This is a genomic window from Pseudonocardia spirodelae (assembly GCF_037727765.1).
Classification (GTDB): Bacteria; Actinomycetota; Actinomycetes; order Mycobacteriales; family Pseudonocardiaceae; genus Pseudonocardia; species Pseudonocardia spirodelae.
Genome location: NZ_JBBJUP010000001.1, coordinates 244,370 through 263,053 on the forward strand (window position 1 = coordinate 244,370; position 18,684 = coordinate 263,053).

17 protein-coding genes are annotated in these 18,684 nt (G+C 76.8%); 7 read left to right on the plus strand and 10 right to left on the minus strand.

Going from position 1 to position 18,684, the window contains the following annotated elements:
- Window positions 1-17: 17 nt before the first annotated feature.
- The 3 genes from WJX68_RS01170 to WJX68_RS01180 all read right to left on the minus strand — a co-directional run bounded on the left by WJX68_RS01170 (window position 18) and on the right by WJX68_RS01180 (window position 4,089).
- The gene (locus WJX68_RS01170) at window positions 18-503 is read right to left on the minus strand and encodes a peroxiredoxin (protein WP_340285583.1); all 486 of its coding nucleotides are present in this window, start codon (window positions 501-503) and stop codon (window positions 18-20) included.
- 191 nt (window positions 504-694) lie between these two features.
- A complete protein-coding gene (locus tag WJX68_RS01175; RefSeq protein ID WP_340285584.1) occupies window positions 695-2,602 on the minus strand; it encodes a primary-amine oxidase in 1,908 nt (635 codons plus the stop codon).
- The gene (locus WJX68_RS01180) at window positions 2,599-4,089 is read right to left on the minus strand and encodes an APC family permease (protein WP_422785629.1); all 1,491 of its coding nucleotides are present in this window, start codon (window positions 4,087-4,089) and stop codon (window positions 2,599-2,601) included. Before WJX68_RS01180 ends, WJX68_RS01175 begins: the two co-directional genes overlap by 4 nt.
- Window positions 4,090-4,308: 219 nt before the next feature.
- Between WJX68_RS01180 and WJX68_RS01185 the strand changes: the two genes are divergently transcribed.
- Window positions 4,309-5,736, plus strand: coding sequence for an APC family permease (locus tag WJX68_RS01185; RefSeq protein WP_340285585.1), 1,428 nt, complete (start codon window positions 4,309-4,311; stop codon window positions 5,734-5,736).
- Complete coding sequence (locus WJX68_RS01190) at window positions 5,733-6,482, plus strand: IclR family transcriptional regulator (protein WP_340285586.1); 750 nt, start codon at window positions 5,733-5,735, stop codon at window positions 6,480-6,482. Before WJX68_RS01185 ends, WJX68_RS01190 begins: the two co-directional genes overlap by 4 nt.
- A gap of 18 nt (window positions 6,483-6,500) precedes the next feature.
- Here the strand turns inward: WJX68_RS01190 and WJX68_RS01195 are convergent, their stop codons facing one another.
- Window positions 6,501-6,905 (minus strand): DUF6319 family protein, encoded by a 405-nt coding sequence (locus tag WJX68_RS01195; protein WP_340285587.1) that lies wholly within the window; start codon window positions 6,903-6,905, stop codon window positions 6,501-6,503.
- A 198-nt stretch (window positions 6,906-7,103) separates the two neighbouring features.
- On the opposite strand from WJX68_RS01195, the gene WJX68_RS01200 reads away from it, so the two are divergent.
- Window positions 7,104-7,484, plus strand: a complete 381-nt coding sequence (locus WJX68_RS01200) for a VOC family protein (RefSeq protein ID WP_340285588.1) — start codon at window positions 7,104-7,106, stop codon at window positions 7,482-7,484.
- Here the strand turns inward: WJX68_RS01200 and WJX68_RS01205 are convergent.
- On the minus strand, window positions 7,468-8,133 hold the full coding sequence (locus tag WJX68_RS01205) for a TMEM175 family protein (RefSeq protein ID WP_340285589.1): 666 nt from the start codon (window positions 8,131-8,133) through the stop codon (window positions 7,468-7,470). The two genes, WJX68_RS01200 and WJX68_RS01205, sit on opposite strands and share 17 nt — an antisense overlap.
- A 62-nt stretch (window positions 8,134-8,195) precedes the next feature.
- Here WJX68_RS01205 and WJX68_RS01210 point away from each other — a divergent pair, with 62 nt between their 5' ends.
- Entirely contained in the window at window positions 8,196-9,212 is a 1,017-nt protein-coding gene (locus WJX68_RS01210) for an alcohol dehydrogenase catalytic domain-containing protein (protein ID WP_340285590.1), read from the plus strand.
- Here the strand turns inward: WJX68_RS01210 and WJX68_RS01215 are convergent.
- Window positions 9,197-9,445, minus strand: coding sequence for a hypothetical protein (locus WJX68_RS01215; protein WP_340285591.1), 249 nt, complete (start codon window positions 9,443-9,445; stop codon window positions 9,197-9,199). The genes WJX68_RS01210 and WJX68_RS01215 overlap by 16 nt on opposite strands.
- 159 nt (window positions 9,446-9,604) lie before the next feature.
- On the opposite strand from WJX68_RS01215, the gene WJX68_RS01220 reads away from it, so the two are divergent.
- On the plus strand, window positions 9,605-10,912 hold the full coding sequence (locus WJX68_RS01220) for an MFS transporter (protein ID WP_340285592.1): 1,308 nt from the start codon (window positions 9,605-9,607) through the stop codon (window positions 10,910-10,912).
- A gap of 27 nt (window positions 10,913-10,939) precedes the next feature.
- On the opposite strand, the gene WJX68_RS01225 is transcribed toward WJX68_RS01220, so the two are convergent.
- The 3 genes from WJX68_RS01225 to WJX68_RS01235 are packed head-to-tail and all read right to left on the minus strand — an operon-like array spanning window position 10,940 to window position 14,641.
- Window positions 10,940-11,914 carry a threo-3-hydroxy-L-aspartate ammonia-lyase gene (locus WJX68_RS01225; RefSeq protein WP_340285593.1) on the minus strand — a complete coding sequence of 325 codons (975 nt, stop codon included), beginning with the start codon at window positions 11,912-11,914 and terminating at the stop codon, window positions 10,940-10,942.
- A 47-nt stretch (window positions 11,915-11,961) separates the two neighbouring features.
- Entirely contained in the window at window positions 11,962-14,484 is a 2,523-nt protein-coding gene (hrpB, locus tag WJX68_RS01230; RefSeq protein ID WP_340285595.1) for an ATP-dependent helicase HrpB, read from the minus strand.
- Between the two features lie 16 nt (window positions 14,485-14,500).
- The gene (locus WJX68_RS01235; RefSeq protein ID WP_340285597.1) at window positions 14,501-14,641 is read right to left on the minus strand and encodes a hypothetical protein; all 141 of its coding nucleotides are present in this window, start codon (window positions 14,639-14,641) and stop codon (window positions 14,501-14,503) included.
- Between the two features lie 167 nt (window positions 14,642-14,808).
- Here WJX68_RS01235 and WJX68_RS01240 point away from each other — a divergent pair, with 167 nt between their 5' ends.
- Window positions 14,809-16,020, plus strand: coding sequence for an acyl-CoA dehydrogenase family protein (locus tag WJX68_RS01240; protein ID WP_340285599.1), 1,212 nt, complete (start codon window positions 14,809-14,811; stop codon window positions 16,018-16,020).
- Complete coding sequence (locus WJX68_RS01245; protein WP_340285600.1) at window positions 16,013-17,173, plus strand: acyl-CoA dehydrogenase family protein; 1,161 nt, start codon at window positions 16,013-16,015, stop codon at window positions 17,171-17,173. Before WJX68_RS01240 ends, WJX68_RS01245 begins: the two co-directional genes overlap by 8 nt.
- 7 nt (window positions 17,174-17,180) lie before the next feature.
- Here WJX68_RS01245 and WJX68_RS01250 read toward each other — a convergent pair whose 3' ends face one another.
- Window positions 17,181-18,602, minus strand: coding sequence for an alkaline phosphatase D family protein (locus WJX68_RS01250; RefSeq protein WP_340285601.1), 1,422 nt, complete (start codon window positions 18,600-18,602; stop codon window positions 17,181-17,183).
- Window positions 18,603-18,684: the final 82 nt, after the last annotated feature.

An 18,684-nucleotide genomic window follows, 5' to 3' on the forward strand; every position in this document is an offset into this window, starting at 1 on the left:
CGCGTGCCGGTCGGGACTCAGAGCTGGGCGAGGACCTGCTCGACGCCGGAGACCTCGACGGTCGAGGGGACCGGCTCGACGGCCACCCAGGCGACGACGCCGTCGCGGATGATCGCGGCGTAGCGCTGCGAGCGGGTCCCGAGGCCGAACTTCGAGCCGTCCATGTCGAGGCCGGCGGCCGTGGCGAACTCGGCGTTGCCGTCGGCGAGCATCAGCACGGCGTCGCCGGCGCCGCGGGACTCGGCCCAGGCGCCGAGGACGAACGCGTCGTTGGTCGAGGTGCAGGCGACGGTGTCGACGCCCTTGGCCTTCAGCTCCTCCTGGCGCAGGACGTAGCCGGGCAGGTGGGTGTCGGAGCAGGCCGGGGTGAAGGCGCCGGGCACACCGAACAGGACGACGGTGCCGCTGCCCAGCACCGAGGCGCTCTGCACGGGCTTCGGGCCCTCGTCGGTCGGGGTCATCAGGGTGACGTCGGGGATCTGGTCACCGGCGGCGAGAGCCACGGCTCCTCCAGGGTGCGGGGTGGGACGGTCGGGGCAACCCTAGCCAGCCGCCGTCCCGCTCGGCCGGGCGTGGTCACCGGGGCCACACCGCCGCCGGGCACGCGCGGTACGGGCGCGCGGCCCGGCGGCCCCACGCCCCGTGCCCGGACGGGCGACGGCGCGTGGGGCCGGACCGGTCCGGTCGGCACCGGTCAGTGGCAGTGCGTCGACGCCGTCGGCGGCACGTCCAGGGCGGGGTTGCGGTCGAAGAACCCCGCCGGCTTCAGGGTGAAGCCGGTGTAGTCCACCGGCATGACCGGCCAGTCCTCCGGGCGCGGGAAGTGGGTCAGCCCGAAGGTGTGCCACAGCACGACGTCCTGGCCGTCGATGTCGCGGTCCGCGCGCACCCAGGACGGCAGCCCGGCGCCGCCCGGGTTCTGGTTGACGAAGTCGCCGGCGGAGTACCGCTCGGCCGGGTCGTAGCGGGTCACCCACAGCGCCCGGGACGCGAACGTCGCCCGCGCGTGGATCGACGACTGCGGGTCGGCCAGCAGGGTCGGCTGCCCGTTGGGGTGCAGGACGTAGCCGACGGGCTGCCCGAGCGCGTTGGTCCGCTCGGTGTTCACCACGTGCCACACCCGGCCGGTGCCGGGGGAGGCGTCGCGCTGCGCGTCGGACTCGCGGGTCAGGCGGGTGGCCGAGCGGCCGAACGCGTTGCCGTAGGGGTTGGCCCCGCCCATCGGGACCCGGACGGCCTCGACCTCCTCGACGGCGTTGGCGGTGCCGTCGACGGTCATGTCCAGCCGCGCGGAGAACAGGTGCTGGTGGAACGGCGCCCCGAGGCCGGGCGCGATCTCGGTGGCGTACTCGCCGGGCGTGCCGGAGGTGAACACGATGCCGGTGGCCTTGCACTCCAGCTCGATGGTGCCGTCGAGGTAGAGGTACCAGTAGAAGCCGTAGTCGTAGTTGCCGATCGGGGTGAAGAACGAGATCACCAGGCGGCGCTGGCGGCGGACCTCGCGGCTGCCGGTGAAGATGTCGGTGTGCTTCCAGAGGACGCCGTGGTCCTCCTCGTGCATGCAGATCGCGTTGCTGATGGTGCGCGGGTTGCCGAAGTCGTCGGCGATGGTGGCGTCGAGGTAGTGGATGTCGCCGAGGCAGTCGCAGCCCAGCTGCAGCGAGTCGGCGTAGCGGGCGAACATGTACTCGCCGCAGTCGAAGTAGTTCTGCCAGAAGCGCACCGGTGCCGGGTCGGCGTAGGGCACGACCATCTCGGCCACCGAGGCCCGGTAGCAGATCGGGCGCCCGTCGAAGGCGATCTGGTGCAGGGTGAGGCCCTCGCGCTCGTTGAAGCCGACGCGCAGGTCCCAGCGCCCCCAGCGGACCCGGCCGTCCTCGACGGTGAACGAGCGGCCCTCGGGCTGGGTGATCTCGATCGGCTTCAGGCCCTCCAGCGGCGGGCCCTGTACCTGCGGGTCGTCGAAGTTCCCGCTGGTCGCCGGCACCGGGACCACCCCGGTGTCGATCACGCGGTCGACCGTGCGGGCGGTGAGGTCGATGTAGGCGACGAGCCCGTCGACGGGGTGCGCCCAGGCGTGGTCGGCCTCGTGGTCCTGCCGGAACCCGAAGGCGCGGGCGATGCGGCGGCCCTTCTCCTCGGGGTAGTCGTAGACGCCCGCGGACAGCGGCACCGCACGCACCGACGCGGGGTCGAGGTCGCGCGCCGCCAGCGCGGCCAGCCAGTCCGGCGAGGCGTTGAGGACGTCCTCGATGAACTCGAACTCCGCGTCGATGATCGGCGGCTGCCCGTCGTGCTCGGGCTGCAGCTCGCGCACGGAGTCGAGCTCGCGCCGGGTCGCGGAGACGACGGCGTCGTGCGAGCGCCCGCTGCCCAGGTCGAGCAGCACCACGCGGAAGCGGCGGTCGGTGGCGGCGCCCGCGTCGTGCGCGAGGACCTCGTCCTTCGGCGGCTCCTCGGGCGCGAAGAACGCGTAGCGGACGTGCTCGTCCAGCAGCCCGGCGGCGTCGAGGACCTCGCGGACGGCGACGACCTCGGCCTCGGTCGTGGGGGCCAGCGGGTGGGCGGCCGTGGTGGTGCGCGGCGCGTCGACGGCGGTCATCGGAGATCCTCCTGGAGGTCGGTTCCCGCGGGACGTGTGGTCCCGGTCACGGGCGGACGGGATGTGCCGGAGTGTGCCGCGCCGACGCGGGTGAACACCATGCCCGCGACGAACGCGACCACGAGCACCCCGCCGATGACGCCGGCCAGCGCGGCCGAGCCACCGATCAGGGTCGGGAAGTTCGCGACGGTCAGCCCGAGGCAGGCGATCAGGCCGGCCAGGCCCAGCACGGGCGCGGCGACGGTGTGCCAGATCCGGGTGTCGGCGCGCGTGCGGCGGAAGAACACGAGCACCGCCGCGCAGGTCAGCGCCATCAGTGCCAGCACACCGAGGGTGGCGGTGCCCGCCATCCAGGCGAACACCTGGGTCACCGGGTCCATCCCGGTCACGGCGAACACCACGATCAGCGCCAGCGCGGTGCACGACTGGGCCAGCGACGCCGCGTGCGGCGAGGCGTGCCGGGCGTGGCTGCGGCCCAGCGCGGCGGGCATCGTCCCCGCGTTGCCGAGCGCGAACAGGTAGCGGGCCAGCACGTTGTGGAACGACAGCAGCGCCGCGAACAGGCTGGTGACCAGCAGGATCTGGGCGAGGTCCCCGCCGACGGGGCCGAGCACCGCGGTGATCGTGGTGACGATCATGGTGCCGGGGTCGGTGGACGCGCGGGCGACGGCGTCGGCGTCGCCCCACGCGGAGACCACGGCCCACGCCGAGAGCGTGTAGAACGCGCCGATGAGCACCAGCGCCAGGTAGGTGGCGCGGGGGACGGTGCGCTCGGGGTCGCGGGCCTCGTCGCGGAACACCGCGGTGGCCTCGAACCCGATGAACGAGGCGATCGCGAACATGATCGCGATACCGAGCGAGCCGGACAGGAACTGCGACGGCACGAACAGCGCCGTCGAGCGGCCCGGCCCGAGCCCGCCGGTCACGGCGACGACGGCGTCGAACACCAGCACGATCGCGACCTCGGCCACCAGCAGCGCCCCGAGGACCCGCCCGGACAGCTCGATGTGGCGGTAGCCCAGCACCCCGGCGACGAGCAGCGCGGCCGCCGCGTAGAGGTACCAGGGCAGCGACGGCCCGCCGTAGTGCTGCACGAGCGCGTCGACGGTCGCGCCGAGGTAGCCGTACACGGCCGCCTGCACCGCGGTGTAGGTGACCAGGGCGAGGAAGGCCGACCCGAGCCCGGGCGCGGCGCCGAGCCCGCGGGCCACGTAGGCGTAGAACGCGCCGGCCTCGGGCACGTGGCGCGACATCGCGCAGAAGCCGACCGCGAACAGCAGCAGGACCGCCGCGCACAGCACGAACGTCATCGGGAACGCCGCGCCGTTGCCCGCGGCCAGTCCCAGCGGGACGGTCCCGGCGACGACGGTCAGCGGCGCGGCCGCGGCGACGACCATGAACACGATCGAGCCGGCGCCGAGCGAGCCGCGCAGGCGCCCGGGCGCCGGCGGCGGTGACGAGGGCGGGTGGTGCGGTCGTGCGCTCACGGCAGCTCCTGGCGTCGGTCCGGTGGGTGCGGGAGAGGGCACCGTCGCCGCGCCGCGCCGGCCCGGGCAACGTCCGATCCCGTGTGGTGCGAATCACCGCGGGTGGTGTTCCCGTGCGGCGGGAACGGGCCGCCCGTTTTTCTCGTTCGACGCGTCGTGGCTGGTCACGGCGCCGACATCGCGAGCTAGTGTCCGCAGGGGAGGATCGCCGTCGAGCCGATGGGAGGGGACGCCGTGCTGCGTGACCGGTCACCCGTGCACGGCCTGGTCCGGCGCAGGCTGGGCTTCGCCGACGTCGTGGCCCAGTCGATCGCCGGGTCCGCACCGTCGGCGGCGATGGCGGCGACGCCGGTGATCGTCGCGGCGACGGCGGGTCCGGCGACGGTGTGGTCCTTCGTCGTCGCGACCGTGCTGGCGCTGCTCGTCGCGGCCTCGATCGCCCGCTTCACCCGCCGGATGGCCGCCCCGGGCGGGCTCTACACACTGACCGCGCAGGGCCTGGGATCCGGGCCGGCGTTCGCCGCCGGCGTGGCCGGGGTCGCCGGCTACCTGCTGCTGTGCGCGGCGGCGATCGCCGGTGCGGTCGCGTTCCTGGGGGCGCTGTGGCAGCCGTGGCTGTCCGGTCCCCCCGCGCGCACCGCGGCCGCGGTGGCCGTCGGCGCCGTGGTGACGGCGCTGGTGGTGCGCGGGGTCCGTCCCGCGGCCCGGGTCGTGCTGCTGGTCGAGGCGGTCGCGATCGCGGTGCTCGTCGGGGTGTTCGCGGTCCTGATCGCCGGCGGGCCGCTGCCCGGCCCCGGGACACCCGGCGCGGCGGGCGGCGCGGCGCCCGGCGGGGCGGGCGGGCTCGCCGCCGGGGTGCTGCCGGCGCTGGCCGCGTTCATCGGCTTCGAGGTCGCCACGTCGCTGGGCGCCGAGGCCCGGCGCCCGTTCCGCACGGTGCCGCGCGCGGTCGTCGCCACCGCGGCGGTGACCGGCGTGCTCTACGTCGTCGCGGCCGCCGTGCAGGTCGCCGGGTTCGCCGCCGTGCCGGGCGGGCTGGCCGGGCAGACCCAGCCGGTGCAGGTGCTCGCCGTCGCGCGCGGCTGGTGGTGGATCCCGCCGCTGCTCGACGCCGCGCTGGTCCTGTCGTTCCTGGCCTGCGCCCTCGCGACGGCCACCGCGCTGTCGCGGGTGCTGTTCTCGCTGGCCCGCGACCGGGTCGTGCCGCGCCCGCTGGGCCGCGTGCACCCGCGCTGGCGCACCCCGCACGTGGCGGTGGCCCTCGGCGTGCCGGTCGCGACGGCGGCGGTCGCCGTCCCGGTCGCGCTCGGGGTGCCGGTCGAGGCGGTGCTGGTCGCGCTGCTCGGCGCGGCCACCGTCGGCTTCCTGGTCACCTACGCGCTGGTGTGCCTGGCCGCGCCGGTGTTCCTGCGCCGCATCGGCGAGCTCACCCCCGCGGCCGTGGTGACGGCGGCGGTCGCGGTCCCCGCGCTGCTGGCCGCGCTGGTCGCGTTCGTCGTCGCCGTCCCGGCGACCGGGGTGGTCCCGGCGGTGGCGCTGCTCGCCGGCCTCGCGTGGTTCGTGCTGCTGCGCCGCCGCGGGCGCCTGCAGGGCCTCGGCGTGTACGACGAGACCGTCGTCTCCGACGTGTGGGGGCGGAACGCGTGACCGGGGCCCCGGCGCCGATCAGCGGCCGCCAGCCGCGGGCCGTGCGCACCGCGCTCGCCGTGCTGGAGGAGGTGGTGGCGGCCGGCCCGGGCGTCACCGCGAAGGAGATCTCCACGGCGCTGCGCCTGCCGCCGGCGACGACCTACCGGGTGCTGAACCTGCTGGTGGGGGAGGAGTACCTGGTCCGGCTCCCGGACCTGCGGGGGTTCGCGCTCGGGCGCCGTGCCGCCCGGCTCTCCCCGGTGACGGTGCCCCGCCTGCCCACCGCCGCCCGCCACGTCGTCGACCGGCTGCGCGGGCGGGTCCGCTGGGGCGTGCACCTGGCGCTGTTCGACGGCGCCCGGCTGCAGGTGCTCGACCCCGACCCGGACCACCCGCCCAGCGACGCCGACCTGCTCGCCCGGCTGCCGCAGGCCTCCGCGCTGGGCCGGCTGCTGCTGGCCGAGCAGCCGGACTGGCGGGCGCTGGTGCGCGACCTGCGCCCGGTCACCGACCGCACCGTCACCGACCCGGACGCGCTCGACGCCGTCCTCGACGTCGTCCGCCGCGACGGGCTGGCCCACCAGAGCGGCCAGCTGCGCCCCGACCGCGGCTGCCTCGCCGTCCCGGTCCGCTCGCCCGCGGACGGCGCCCTGGTCGCGGGGCTCGCGCTGGCCGGGCCGGCGGCCCGGGTCGAGGATCCCGACCCCGAGCTGGTGACGCTGCTGCGCGAGCACGCCGCGACCCTCGGGCCGCTGCTCGGCTGAGCCCGGGACCGGCCGGGCCTACTGACCCAGCTCGGCGAGGTCCTTGCGGGCCTGCTCCAGCTCCGCCTCCAGCTCGGCCACCCGGGCGGCCTTCGCGGCGCGGGCGCCCTCGATGAGCTCGTCGACCGGCTTCGCCAGGTCCGCGTGCAGGGCGGCGGCCGCCGCGGACACCGCCGAGGCGGTCACCGGCAGCCCGCGCGCGACCCAGGTGGTGCCCTGCTTCAGCTCGGCCTGCCAGTCACCGTCGGCGGACCCGCTGACGGTCAGCGTCATGGTCACGACCCGGGTGGTGCGGGCGGTGGACCCCTTCGGACGGCCCCGCCTGCGCCGGGGCGCGTCCTCGCCGGCCGCGGTGCCCGGTCCGTCCGGGGCCCCGGTGACGGCGCTGGTGGTGTCCTCGCCGGTGGTCAGGTCGTCGCTCACGTGCTCCCTCTCCTCGTCCGCGGCCCCTCGGCACGGCCAGGTACAAGGGTGAACTCCGAACGCGCGTTCGTCGGCAGCGACCCGCCGGAATGGTCCGTGTGGGTGTCGGTCGCGGACCGGCGACGGCGGTCCGGTCACGGTGCGGTGCGCGCGTCACCCACACGGCACGTCCGCTCGCCCGGTGCCACGATCCGGGGCGTGCGCATCGACCATCTCGACCACCTCGTGCTGACCGTCGCCGACCTCGACGCCACCGTCGCCTTCTACACCGGGGTCCTCGGCATGGAGGCCGTCGAGTTCGGGGGCGGCCGGCGCGCGCTCGTCTTCGGTCCCAGCAAGATCAACCTGCACCGGGCGGGGCAGGAGTTCGAGCCGAAGGCCCGCCGGCCCACGCCCGGCAGCGCGGACGTCTGCCTGATCACCCTCGACCCGCTGGAGCAGGTGCAGCGCGAGCTCGCCGAGGCCGGGGTGGCCGTCGAGCAGGGGCCGGTCGGGCGGACCGGGGCCCGCGGGCCGCTGCGCAGCGTCTACCTGCGCGACCCCGACGGCAACCTCGTCGAGATCAGCAACGAGGTCTGACCGCGGGCCCGCCGGGGCCGGGCCCCGGTCGGTCCTGGTGGACCAGCCGCTCGGCCAGCGCCGACACCGGCACGATGAGCAGCCAGGACAGCATCGCCGTCGTCGGCGCGAACGGGGCGATCGCCAGCGACGGCACGAACGACACGACCGGCGCGAGGCCGTTGACGAGCGTGGCGTGCGCGTCCGCGGCGGTGACGTCGGGACGGGTGAGCCGCCCGTCGCGCGAGGCGTAGGCCCACATCGCCGCGGACATCGTCCCGACCAGGATCAGCGTGCCGGCGTAGAGCAGCACCGCGGCCGCGTCGTCGCCGTGGCGGCCCAGCACCGAGGTCGGGAACGGCAGGAACGCGATGCCGAACAGGTAGGCCAGGTTGAGCGTCATCAGCCGGCCGTCGGCGCGGGCGAGGCGGTCGAACAGCCGGTGGTGGACCGTCCAGTACCGGCCGATGACCGCGAAGCTCAGCAGGAAGGTGAGCATCCGGGGCAGCAGCTCCAGCAGCTGCGGCCCGACGGGTCCCTCGCCGAACTCGGTGTCGGTCAGCGGCAGGACCAGCAGCGTGATCGCGATCGCGAACACCCCGTCGCTGAAGAACGTGATGCGTTCGAGCCCGACCGGGGTGCCGCCCCGGCCGCCGTAGCGACGTGCCACCCGTCCTCCGTTCCGCACCGCAACGTTCTTGATCGTGCCGTACCGGCCCTAGCCTGGGAAGCGTGACGACCCCTTCGGTGCGTGCGGTCCGCTTCCACGAGACCGGCGGTCCGGAGGTGCTGCGCCTGGAGCGGGTGCCCCTGCGCGACCCCGGGCCCGGCGAGGTCCAGGTGCAGGTGCACGCCGTCGGGCTCAACCGGTCCGAGGTGAACTTCCGGCGCGGGACCTACCTGGACCGGCCCGTCCTGCCGGCCGGGCTGGGCAGCGAGTGCTCGGCGACGGTGCTGTCCACCGGGCCGGGGGTCACGGGCTGGGCCCCCGGCGACGAGGTCTGCGTGATCCCCGCGTCCTCGCAGAACGAGCATCCCGTCTACGCCGAGCGCGCCGTCGTCGCGGCCCGGTCCCTGCTGGCCCGCCCGCCCGGCCTCGACGACGCCGGGGCCGCCGCGCTGTGGATGCCGCTGCTCACGGTGTGGGGCATGACCCGCCACGCCGTACGGCTGCGCGAGGGCGACCGGCTGGTCGTCACCTCGGCGGCGAACAGCATCGGTGCCGCGGCCCTGCAGGTGGCGCGCCACCTGGGGGTGCACGCGGTCGCCGTCGTCGTCGACGACCGGCACGCGGCCGCGCTGCGCTCGGCCGGGGCCGCCGCGGTCCTCACCGGGGCCCCCGGGCCGGCGCAGCTGCGCGAGGCCCTGGGCGGCGGGGCCGACCTCGTCCTCGACGCCGACGGCGGCCCCGGCGTCGAGCGTCTGGTCCGCGCCTGCGCGCCCGGCGCCGCGGTGATCGTGCACGGCGGGCTGTCCGGCGAGCCGACGCCGCTGCCGTCGGCCGGGTACGCGCCGGTCTGGCTGCGCCGCTTCCACGTCCGCGAGGTGACCGGGGACCCGGCCGTGCTGGCGCGGGCCGAGGCGTTCGCCCGGGCCGGGCTCGGCGGGGGCACGCTGGCCCCGCTGGTGGAGCGGGTCTTCGACCTCGACGACGGCATCGCCGCCGTCGTCGCGGCGCACGAGCACCTCGAGTCGCCCGACCGGGCGCCCGGCAAGCCGGTGCTGCGGATCGCTCAGCGCAGCAGGTAGGCGCCCAGCAGGGCGTTCGCGACGCCGGCGACCAGCCCGAGCACGCCCAGCACGATCGCGACGACCGCCGTCCGGCCCGCGCCGCGGCGACGGGCGGCGACGCCCATCCAGGTCGCGACCGCGCCGCCGGCCCAGCCCAGCACGGCCAGGACCAGGGCGCCGATCGCGGCGAGCGCGCCGAGGAACGCGGCCTGGCGTGCGAGCCGCTCGGCGTCGGTGGCGATCTGCGGCACGGGGGCTCCTCACGGCGTCGGGGCGCCGACCGTAGCGGGGGATGGCGACCGTCACGGTCGTTCGCATTGCTCATTACCTACGTTGCGTGATGCAATGTTCGACAGGTCCGATACGTCCGCGATCTCGCCGGGGTCCGTTCCCGGGGGAAGGGTGATGACATGTCCCGAACAGCCGGTGCGGCGCCCGCGCCGAGCCCGTTCCGTCAGCCGAAGGCGGTCTGGGCGGTCGCCTTCGCCTGCGTCATCTCGTTCATGGGCATCGGGCTGGTCGACCCGATCCTGCCGTCGCTGTCCGGTCAGCTGGGCGCGACCCACGCCGAGGTCGAGCTGCTGTTCACCAGCTACCTGGTCGTCACCGCGATCGCGATGCTGGTGACCGGCTGGGTGTCCTCGCGGATCGGCGCGAAGCGGACGCTGATCGCCGGGCTGGTGCTGATCGTGCTGTTCGCGGCGCTGGCCGGGGCCTCGCCGGGGATCTGGGGCATCGTCGGCTTCCGCGCAGGCTGGGGCCTGGGCAACGCCCTGTTCATCGCCACCTCGCTGGCGGTCATCGTCGGCTCCGCCTCGGGCGGGTTCGCCGGCGCGATCGTGCTGTACGAGACCGCGCTGGGCGTCGGGATCGCCACCGGTCCGCTGCTCGGCGGGCTGCTGGGCAGCGTGTCCTGGCGCGGCCCGTTCTTCGGCGTCTCGGTGCTCATGCTGATCGCCCTGGTCGCGACCGTGGTGCTGCTGGAGCCGACGCCGGTGCCGGAACGCAGGGCCCGGCTGTCCGAGCCGCTGACCGCGCTGCGCCACCGCGCGCTGGCCACGACCAGCGGCGTCGGCCTGCTCTACAACTGGGGCTTCTTCACCCTGCTCGGCTACGCGCCGTTCCTCATGGGCGGCCTCGACCCGATCTCGCTCGGCGCGGTCTTCTTCGGCTGGGGCCTGCTCGTCGCCGCCTTCGCGGTGTTCGGCGCCCCGTGGCTCAAGGACCGCTTCGGCACCGCCCGCACGCTCTACGGCGCGCTCGTCGGGATCGCCGTGCTGCTCGCCGCGATCGGCCTGTTCGACACCGTCCCGGCGGTCGTGATCGTCGCGGTGATCCTCTCGGGCATCGTGGTCGGGCTGAACAACACCCTGGTCACGACGGCGGTCATGTCGATCTCGCCGGTGCCGCGCCCGACGGCGTCGGCCACCTACGGCTTCGTGCGGTTCATCGGCGGCGGCCTCGCGCCGTTCGCGGCGGGCCTCATGGCCGGCGCCGTCGGCGCCTCGGTGCCGTTCCTGATCGCGGCGGTCGTCGTGCTGGCCGGGGCGGTGCTGCTCTCGACCATCCACCGCGAGCTCGAGGCGGCCGACGCCGAGGCCGCGCAGCCCGGACCCTCGCACGAGCGCGCCGACGCCGAGCAGGCCGTGCGCGAGGTGCCGGGGCTGCCGTCCGAGGCGGTGCTCGCCGAGGACGCGCTGCAGCACGACCGGCGCTGACCGCCCGATCGCGGGCGGGCCTGCGGGTCAGCCGGTGACCAGCGCGGCGAACCGGTCCAGGTCGACGTTGCCGCCGGAGACGACGACCCCGATCCGCGCGCCCGCCCACCGGCCCGGGTCGGCGGCGACGGCGGCGCGCATCCCGGCGAAGGCCAGCGCCCCGGTCGGCTCGACGAGGATCTTGTAGCGGGACGCGAACAGCGCCATCGCCTCGACCAGCGCCGCGTCGGGGACGGTGAGCACGTCGGTGACGTGCTCGGCGATCACCGCGAACGTCCGGTCGCCGACGCGGGTCGTGGCGGCCCCGTCGGCCAGGGTGCGGGGCTGCTCGATCGTCACCGGGTGCCCGGCACGCAGCGAGCGCAGCACGTCGTCGCCGGCATCGGGCTCCACCCCGTACACCGCGGCGCCGGGGGACAGGGCCTGCGCCGCGAGCAGCGACCCGGACAGCAGCCCGCCGCCGCCGAGGCACACGAACAGCGCGTCGAGCGGGCCGTGGTCGGTCAGCAGCTCCAGCACCGCGGTGCCCTGCCCGGCGATGACGTGCGGGTGGTCGAACGGCGGGACCAGCGTGAGGCCGTCGCGGTCGGCGAGCCCGGCGGCCAGTGCCGCCCGGTCCTCGGTGAACCGGTCGTAGCCGACGACGCGGGCGCCGTAGCCGCGGGTCGCGGCCAGCTTGGACGCCGGCGCGTCGTGCGGCATGACGATCGTCGCCGGCACGTCGAGCAGCTGCGCGGCCAGCGCGACGGCCTGGGCGTGGTTGCCGGAGGAGAACGCGACGACCCCCGCCCGGCGCTGCTGCGGCGTCAGTCGGGACAGGGTGTGGAACGCGCCGCGGAACTTGAAGCTGCCGGTGCGCTGCAGGTTCTCGGCCTTCACCAGGACCCGCGCGCCGACCTCGGCGTCGGTGAGCCGGGAGGTCAGGACGGGGGTGCGGTGGGCGTGGCCGTCGAGGACCGCGGCGGCGGCCCGGACGTCGTCGGGGGTGGGGAGGTCGGTCACGCCCCCACCTTCGCACCGCCCGCCGCGGCGCGTCCGGGGCCCGTCGGTCAGCGCCGCCGGCCGGTGCCGCGCCCCGGGGTGGCGGTGCGCGGGTCCTCCGGCCAGGCGTGGCGGGGGTAGCGGCCGCGCAGCTCGGCGCGGACCTGCGGGTAGCCGGTGTCCCAGAACGAGTCCAGGTCCGCGGTGACCGCGGTCGGGCGCCCGGCGGGGGAGAGCAGGTGCAGCACCACCGGCACCCGGCCCCCGGCCACGGTCGGTGAGCCGGTCCAGCCGAAGACCTCCTGCACCTTCACCGGCAGCGCCGGGGCGTCGCCGGAGTAGTCCAGCGCGATCCGCGAGCCGGTGGGCACGGCGAGCCGTTCCGGCGCGAGCTCCTCGATCCGCCCGACGAGCCCGCCGACGTGCGCGGCGACGTGCGCGCGCAGCGCCTGCCCGGCGTCGACGCGGGCCAGGTCCGCCCGCCGCCGCGCGGTCGCCAGCGGACCGGCGAGCCAGCCCGCGGGGTCGGCCGCGGAGTCGAGCAGGGCCGGTTCGGACACGTCCGGCCACGGCTCGCCCAGCACTCGGTGCAGGAAGGCGAGCCGGGTGCGCAGCGACGACGCGCCCGCCGACCAGCGCAGCAGCCCGGTGCCCTCCGCACGCAGCCCGGCGACGAGCGCGTCGCGGACCGCGCCGGGGTCGGGGGAGCGGTCCGGCGTCCCGGCCAGCACGATCGCGCCCAGCCGGTCCACGGTGCGGGCGCGGACGTCGCCGTCGGCCCACACGACCTCCGAGCCGGTCACCCGCGAGGGCGCCGCCGCCCGCTCGGCCGTCGCCCGGTCGGTGGCGACGGCGAGCCGCACCCGGCCGTGGGTCTGCCCCGGCCGCCGGTCCGCGACGGCGACGGCCAGCCACTCGGCGTCGCGCAGCGGGCCGGGCGGCACCTCCACCGCCGTCCCGCCCGCCATCAGGTACACCCCGGCGGCGGCGTCGCGGCGCCGCGCGACCCGCTCGGGATGGGCCAGCCCGCACACCAGCGCGACCAGGTCCGGCCCGTCGACGGCGGGACCGCGGCCCGGGCCGGCCCCCGCGCGGCGCAGCGCCCCGGCGAGCCGGTCGCGCTCCCCGCGCCACCGCCCGGCGCCCGGGGCGTCCCCGGAGCGCAGCCGGGCGAGGGCGGCGGCCAGGTCGTCGGCCGGCCCGGCGAGGGTGTCGTCGTCGAGCACCGCGACGATCCCGGCGACGGTGCGCGGGTCGCCACCGGCGGCGACGCCGTCGAGCAGGGCGCGGGCGAGCCGCGGGTGCAGCCCGAGACCGGCGATGCGCCGCCCCCGGCCGGTGACCGCGCCGTCGCCGCCGAGCGCGCCGAGCGCGGTCAGCACCGCGCGACCGGCGGCGAGCGGGCCGGGGGGCGGCGCGTCCCACCAGCGCAGGCCGGTGCCGTCCGGGGTGCCCCAGACGGCCAGGTCGAGCGCGAGCGCGGTGAGGTCGGCCGTGCGGATCTCCGGGTCCGGCGCGTCGGCGAGGACCTCGCCCTCGGGCCAGCACCGGTACGCGGTCCCGGGCGCCTCGCGGCCCGCGCGCCCGGCGCGCTGGGTGGCGACCGCCCGCGAGACCCGGCGGGTGACCAGACCGGACAGGCCGCGCCGGTGGTCGGTGTGCGGCACCCGCACCAGCCCGGAGTCGACGACCGCCCGCACCCCCGGCACCGTCAGGCTCGACTCGGCGACGGCGGTGGCGAGCACGATCCGGCGGTGCGGGCCGTCGCGCAGGGCCGCGTCCTGCTCGGCGGCGGGCAGCCGGCCGTGCAGCGGGAGCACGTCGGCGTCGGTCCCGAGCGCGCGCAGCGCGGCGGCGGTGCGCCCGATCTCGGCCACCCCCGGCAGGAACGCCAGCACGCTGCCGTGCTCCAGCGCCCGCACGCAGGTGCGGGCGACGGTGGCCTCGATCCGCTCGGTGCCCCCGCGCCCGGCCCGGGCCGGTGCGACGTGGGTGAGGGCGACGTCGAAGCTGCGCGCGGCCACCTCCAGCACCGGCGCGGGGCCGCCGCCGTCGCCGAGCAGGGCGGCGGGCCGGGTGGCGTCGAGCGTGGCGGAGGTGGCGAGCAGCCGCAGGTCCGGGCGCAGCCCGTCGCGCGCGTCGAGGAGCAGGGTGAGCAGCAGGTCGGCGTCGAGGTGGCGCTCGTGCACCTCGTCGAGCACCACCGCCGACACCCCGGCCAGCTCCGGGTCGGCGGCCAGCCGGCGCAGCAGCAGCCCGGAGGTGACGACCTCGACCCGGGTCGTGGGCCCGGTGCGGGCGTCGCCGCGGACCCGGTAGCCGACCGGCCCGCCGACCTCGGTGCCCAGCAGCGCCGACATCCGCGCCGCGGCGGCGCGGGCGGCGACCCGGCGCGGCTCGGCGACCAGCACCGTCCCCGCGGGCGCGGGCCCCGTGCCGTCGAGCCCGGCCAGCGACAGCGGCACCAGCGTGGTCTTGCCCGTCCCGGGCGGGGCGACGAGCACGGCCGCGCCGCGCTCGTCCAGCGCCCGTCGCAGGTCGGCGAGGACGGCGCCGACGGGCAGGTCGGGCAGGTCGGGCAGTGGGGGCATCACCCCCGAGTATGGGTCAGACCAGCCCGCTGTAGGACAGCACCATGATCACGACGACGGCCGCGGCCAGCCCGGCGGTGATGAGCAGCAGTGCCCAGCCCGGCAGCGTGGTCCCGGCCAGGACGGGGGCGGCGGGACGGTGGGTGGTGGCGGGCATCGTTGCTCCTCCTGACGGGTCGGGCCGAGGCGGTGGATGCCGTCGCTCGGACGAACGGGATGTCGCGTCCGGTCCAGCCGGTGTTAACCGTGGTCCCCGAAACTGATGACGGCTAGGTTCGGCAGCGACGGTGACGATGCGGTCCCGGCCGCCCACACGGAGGTGCGATGAGCTCGCCCACCACCACCCGCCCCGCGTCCGACGCGGCCCGCGTGGCCGAGGCCGCCCGGGCGGTCCTCGACGCCCACGACCCGCGGTCGGTCCCGCGCGAGGAGCTGTTCGGCGCGCTCTACGACGCCGGCCTCGCCTGGGTGCACCACCCCGAGGGACTCGGCGGGCTGGGCCTGTCGCGGGGGCTGCAGGCGGTGGTCGACCAGCTGGTCACCGACGCGGGCGGGCCGCGGATGTTCGCGGTGAACCCGATCGGCTACGGCATGGGCGCGCCGACGGTCGTCGAGTACGGCGCCGACCGCGAGCAGGTCGCGGCCTGGCTGCGGCCGATGGTCACCGGCGAGGAGATCTGGTGCCAGCTGTTCAGCGAGCCCGGCGCCGGCTCCGACGTCGCGGGGCTCGCGACCTCCGCGGTCCGCGACGGCGACGAGTGGGTCGTCAACGGCCAGAAGGTGTGGACGACGCTGGCCCACGTCGCGCGGTGGGGGATGCTCGTCGCGCGCACCGACCCGGAGCGGCCCAAGCACCGCGGCCTCACCTACTTCGTGATCGACATGGACCAGCCCGGCGTCGACGTCCGCCCGCTGCGGCAGATGACCGGGCAGGCCGAGTTCAACGAGGTCCACCTGCACGACGCCCGCGTCCTCGACGCCCACCGGCTCGGCGAGGTCGGTGCCGGCTGGAAGGTCGCGATCACCACGCTGATGAACGAGCGCACCGCGATCGGCGGGGTCACCGGCCGCCGCGGCAGCGGGGTGATCGGCGAGGCGCTGGGCCTGTGGGCCGCGCACCCCGACCGGCACACCCCGGTGCTGCGCGACCGGCTCGCCGCGCTGTGGACCCGCGCGGAGACCCACCGGCTGACCCTGGCCCGCGCGCGGCGCACCGCGAGCGCCGGGCAGCCCGGGCCGGAGGGGTCGGTGTCCAAGCTGGTCGGGGCCGAGCTGAACCAGGACGTGTACGAGTTCTGCATGGAGCTGCTCGGCCCGGACGCCCTGCTCTACGACGACTGGACGATGGACCGCTCCCGGGTGCACACGGACCCGAACTCCACGGTGCAGCAGCGGTTCCTGCGCTCGCGGGCCAACACCATCGAGGGCGGCACCTCGGAGGTCATGCGCAACATCCTCGGCGAGCGGGTGCTGGGCCTGCCCGGCGAGCCGCGGTCGGACTCCGACCGCCCCTGGAAGGAGGTCCCCCGTGGCTGAGCCGGTCGAGTTCGACGTCACCGAGGAGCAGCGGGCACTGCGCGACGCGCTGCGCCGCTTCGCCGAGCGCCAGCACGACGAGGCGACGCTGCGCCGCCTCGTCGACACCCCCGACGGGTTCGACCGGGCGCTGTGGGCCCGGCTCGGCTCCGAGCTGGGCGCGCTGTCGCTCGCCGTGCCCGAGGACCTCGGCGGCGCCGGCGGCACCTGCGTGGACCAGGCCGTCGCGGCCGAGGAGCTCGGCGCGGCGCTGGTGACCGGGCCGCTGCTGGGCACCGTCGGGCTCGCGGTCCCGGCGCTGGTCGCCGCGCCGGGCGGGGCGGAGCGCGACGCGCTGCTCGCCGCGCTGGCCGACGGCACCCGCACCGCGGCGCTCGTCGCGCGCCTGACCGCCCCCTACGACGGCGCGTCGGCCGCCGGGGTCACCGCCGACGGCGACCGGCTCACCGGGGCCGCCGGGCCGGTGCCGGACGCGGGCTCCGCGGACGTGCTGCTCGTGGCCGCGGCGGGACCGGACGGGCCGGTGCTCGCCGCCGTCGCCGCCGACGCCGAGGGCGTGACGGTGCAGCGCTGCGGCTCGCTCGACCTCACCCGCCCGGTCGCCCGGGTCCGGCTCGACGGGGCGTGCGGCACGGTGCTCGCCACCGGCGAGGACGCCGACCGGGCCCTGCGCCACGCCTGGCGCGTCGGCGGGGCGCTGCTGGCCGCCGAGCAGGTCGGGGTCGCGCAGCGGCTGCTGGACCTGACGGTGGCCTACGCGAAGGAGCGGCTGCAGTTCGGCAGGCCCATCGGCTCCTTCCAGGCGGTCAAGCACCGGTGCGCGGACATGCTCGTGGCCGTCGAGCAGGCGCGCAGCGCGGCCCTGCACGCGGCCTGGGCGATCGACGACCCGCGCGTCGACGACGCCGACCTGGCCGTCGCGGTCGCGCAGGCCACCTGCTCGCAGACGGCGTACCGGGTCGCCGCCGACACGGTGCAGCTGCACGGTGGCATCGGCTTCACCTGGGAGCACGTCGCGCACCTGTACTACAAGCGCGCCGTGGCCGACGCCGCCCTGCTCGGGTCCGCCGAGACCTACCGGGAGCGGATCGCCGCGGCGGTCCTGGACACCCTCGCCGAGGACACCGCCCCGCCGCGGGTGGCGACCGGGTAGGCCCGCCTCAGACCTTGTTGAGCCCGGGCTCGCGGTCGGGCACCACGAAGGACGCGGCGGTGCGCACCGCCGCGTCCGGCTCGCTGACCTTCGCCACCGTGCGGAAGTCCGCGCGCAGCTGGGCCGGGGTGAACGTGGCGAGCACGTAGCCGCGGCGGTCCATCGACCACACCGAGCTGCCGCCGCCGGGGGAGCCGCCGTCGCCGTCGCCGCCGGAGGTGACCGAGGTGGTGACGAGCTCGGTGCCGGCGATGCGGTCGTCCGCGCCGGGGATCTCGTTGGCGTGGTGGACGTGCTCGTCGCCGGTGAGGACGACGGCGTTGCGCACGCCCGCCTCGGTCCAGCCGCGGACGACCCGCTCGCGCGAGCCGGTGAACTCGCCCCAGGTGCCGGACTTCCCGCCGCGCCGCGGCGCGAAGTAGACCTGCTGGGCGAGCACGTCCCAGCCGGCCTGCGAGTCCTTCAGACCGCCGAGCAGCCACCGCTCCTGCTCGGCGCCGAGCATCGAGCCGCGCATCCGGTACTGGCGGGTGTCGAGCACGTGCAGGGTGGCGAGCGAGCCCCACCGCACCCGGCGGAACAGCTGCATCTGCGGCCCGCGCGGCACCGAGGCGGCACGCAGCGGCATGTGCTCGTAGTAGGCGCGGGCGGCGGCCCGGCGCCGGTCCGGCCCGGCGCCCTTCCAGTCGTTGACGACCTCGTGGTCGTCCCACACCACGACCCACGGCGCGGCGGCGTGCGCGGCCCGCAGGTCGGCGTCGGAGCGCTGGTGGGCGTGGGTGCGCCGGTAGCCGGTGAGGTCGGTCGGCTCGCCGGGGCCGGGGTCGCGGACCCGGCGGCTGTCGGACTCGTAGAAGTAGTCGCCGAGGAACACGACGAGGTCGGGCGCGTCGGCGGCCATCGCCCGGTACGCGGTGAAGTGCCCGGCCCCGAAGCGCGCGCAGGACGCGGTCGCGACCGTCAGCGACGCCGCCGCGGCGCCCGCGGCCGGGGCGGTGCGGGTGCGGGCGGCGGGGGACAGGTGGCCGTCGGCGCGGAAGCGGTAGAAGTACTCGCGGCCCGGGGCCAGGCCGACCGGCTCGGCGTGCACGCTGTGCGCCAGCTCGCGGGTCGCGGTCTCGGTGCCGCGCCGCACGACGCGGGTGAACCCCTCGTCCTCGGCGACCTCCCACTCGACCTCGACGGCCCGGTCCGGCATCCCGGCGAGCCCGTCCTCGGCGTCGGGCTCGGGGGCGAGCCGGGTCCAGAGCACCATGCCGTCGGGGGTGGGGTCGCCCGAGGCGACGCCGAGGGTGAACGGGTCCGGCGTGGTGGCCTGGCGCAGCGCTCCGGGGAACCAGCGCACCGGGTCGGCCGTCGCCGGCACGAGCCCGGCGACGGCGGCGCCGAGGGTGCCGAGCAGCACGCTGCGGCGGGGCAGGGCGGTCACGCGTCCTCCTGTGCGTCGGTCCGGGTCGGCGTTCCATGCTCCGCCCCGGTCGTCCGGGTCGCGGGGCGCACGCGCCGGGGCC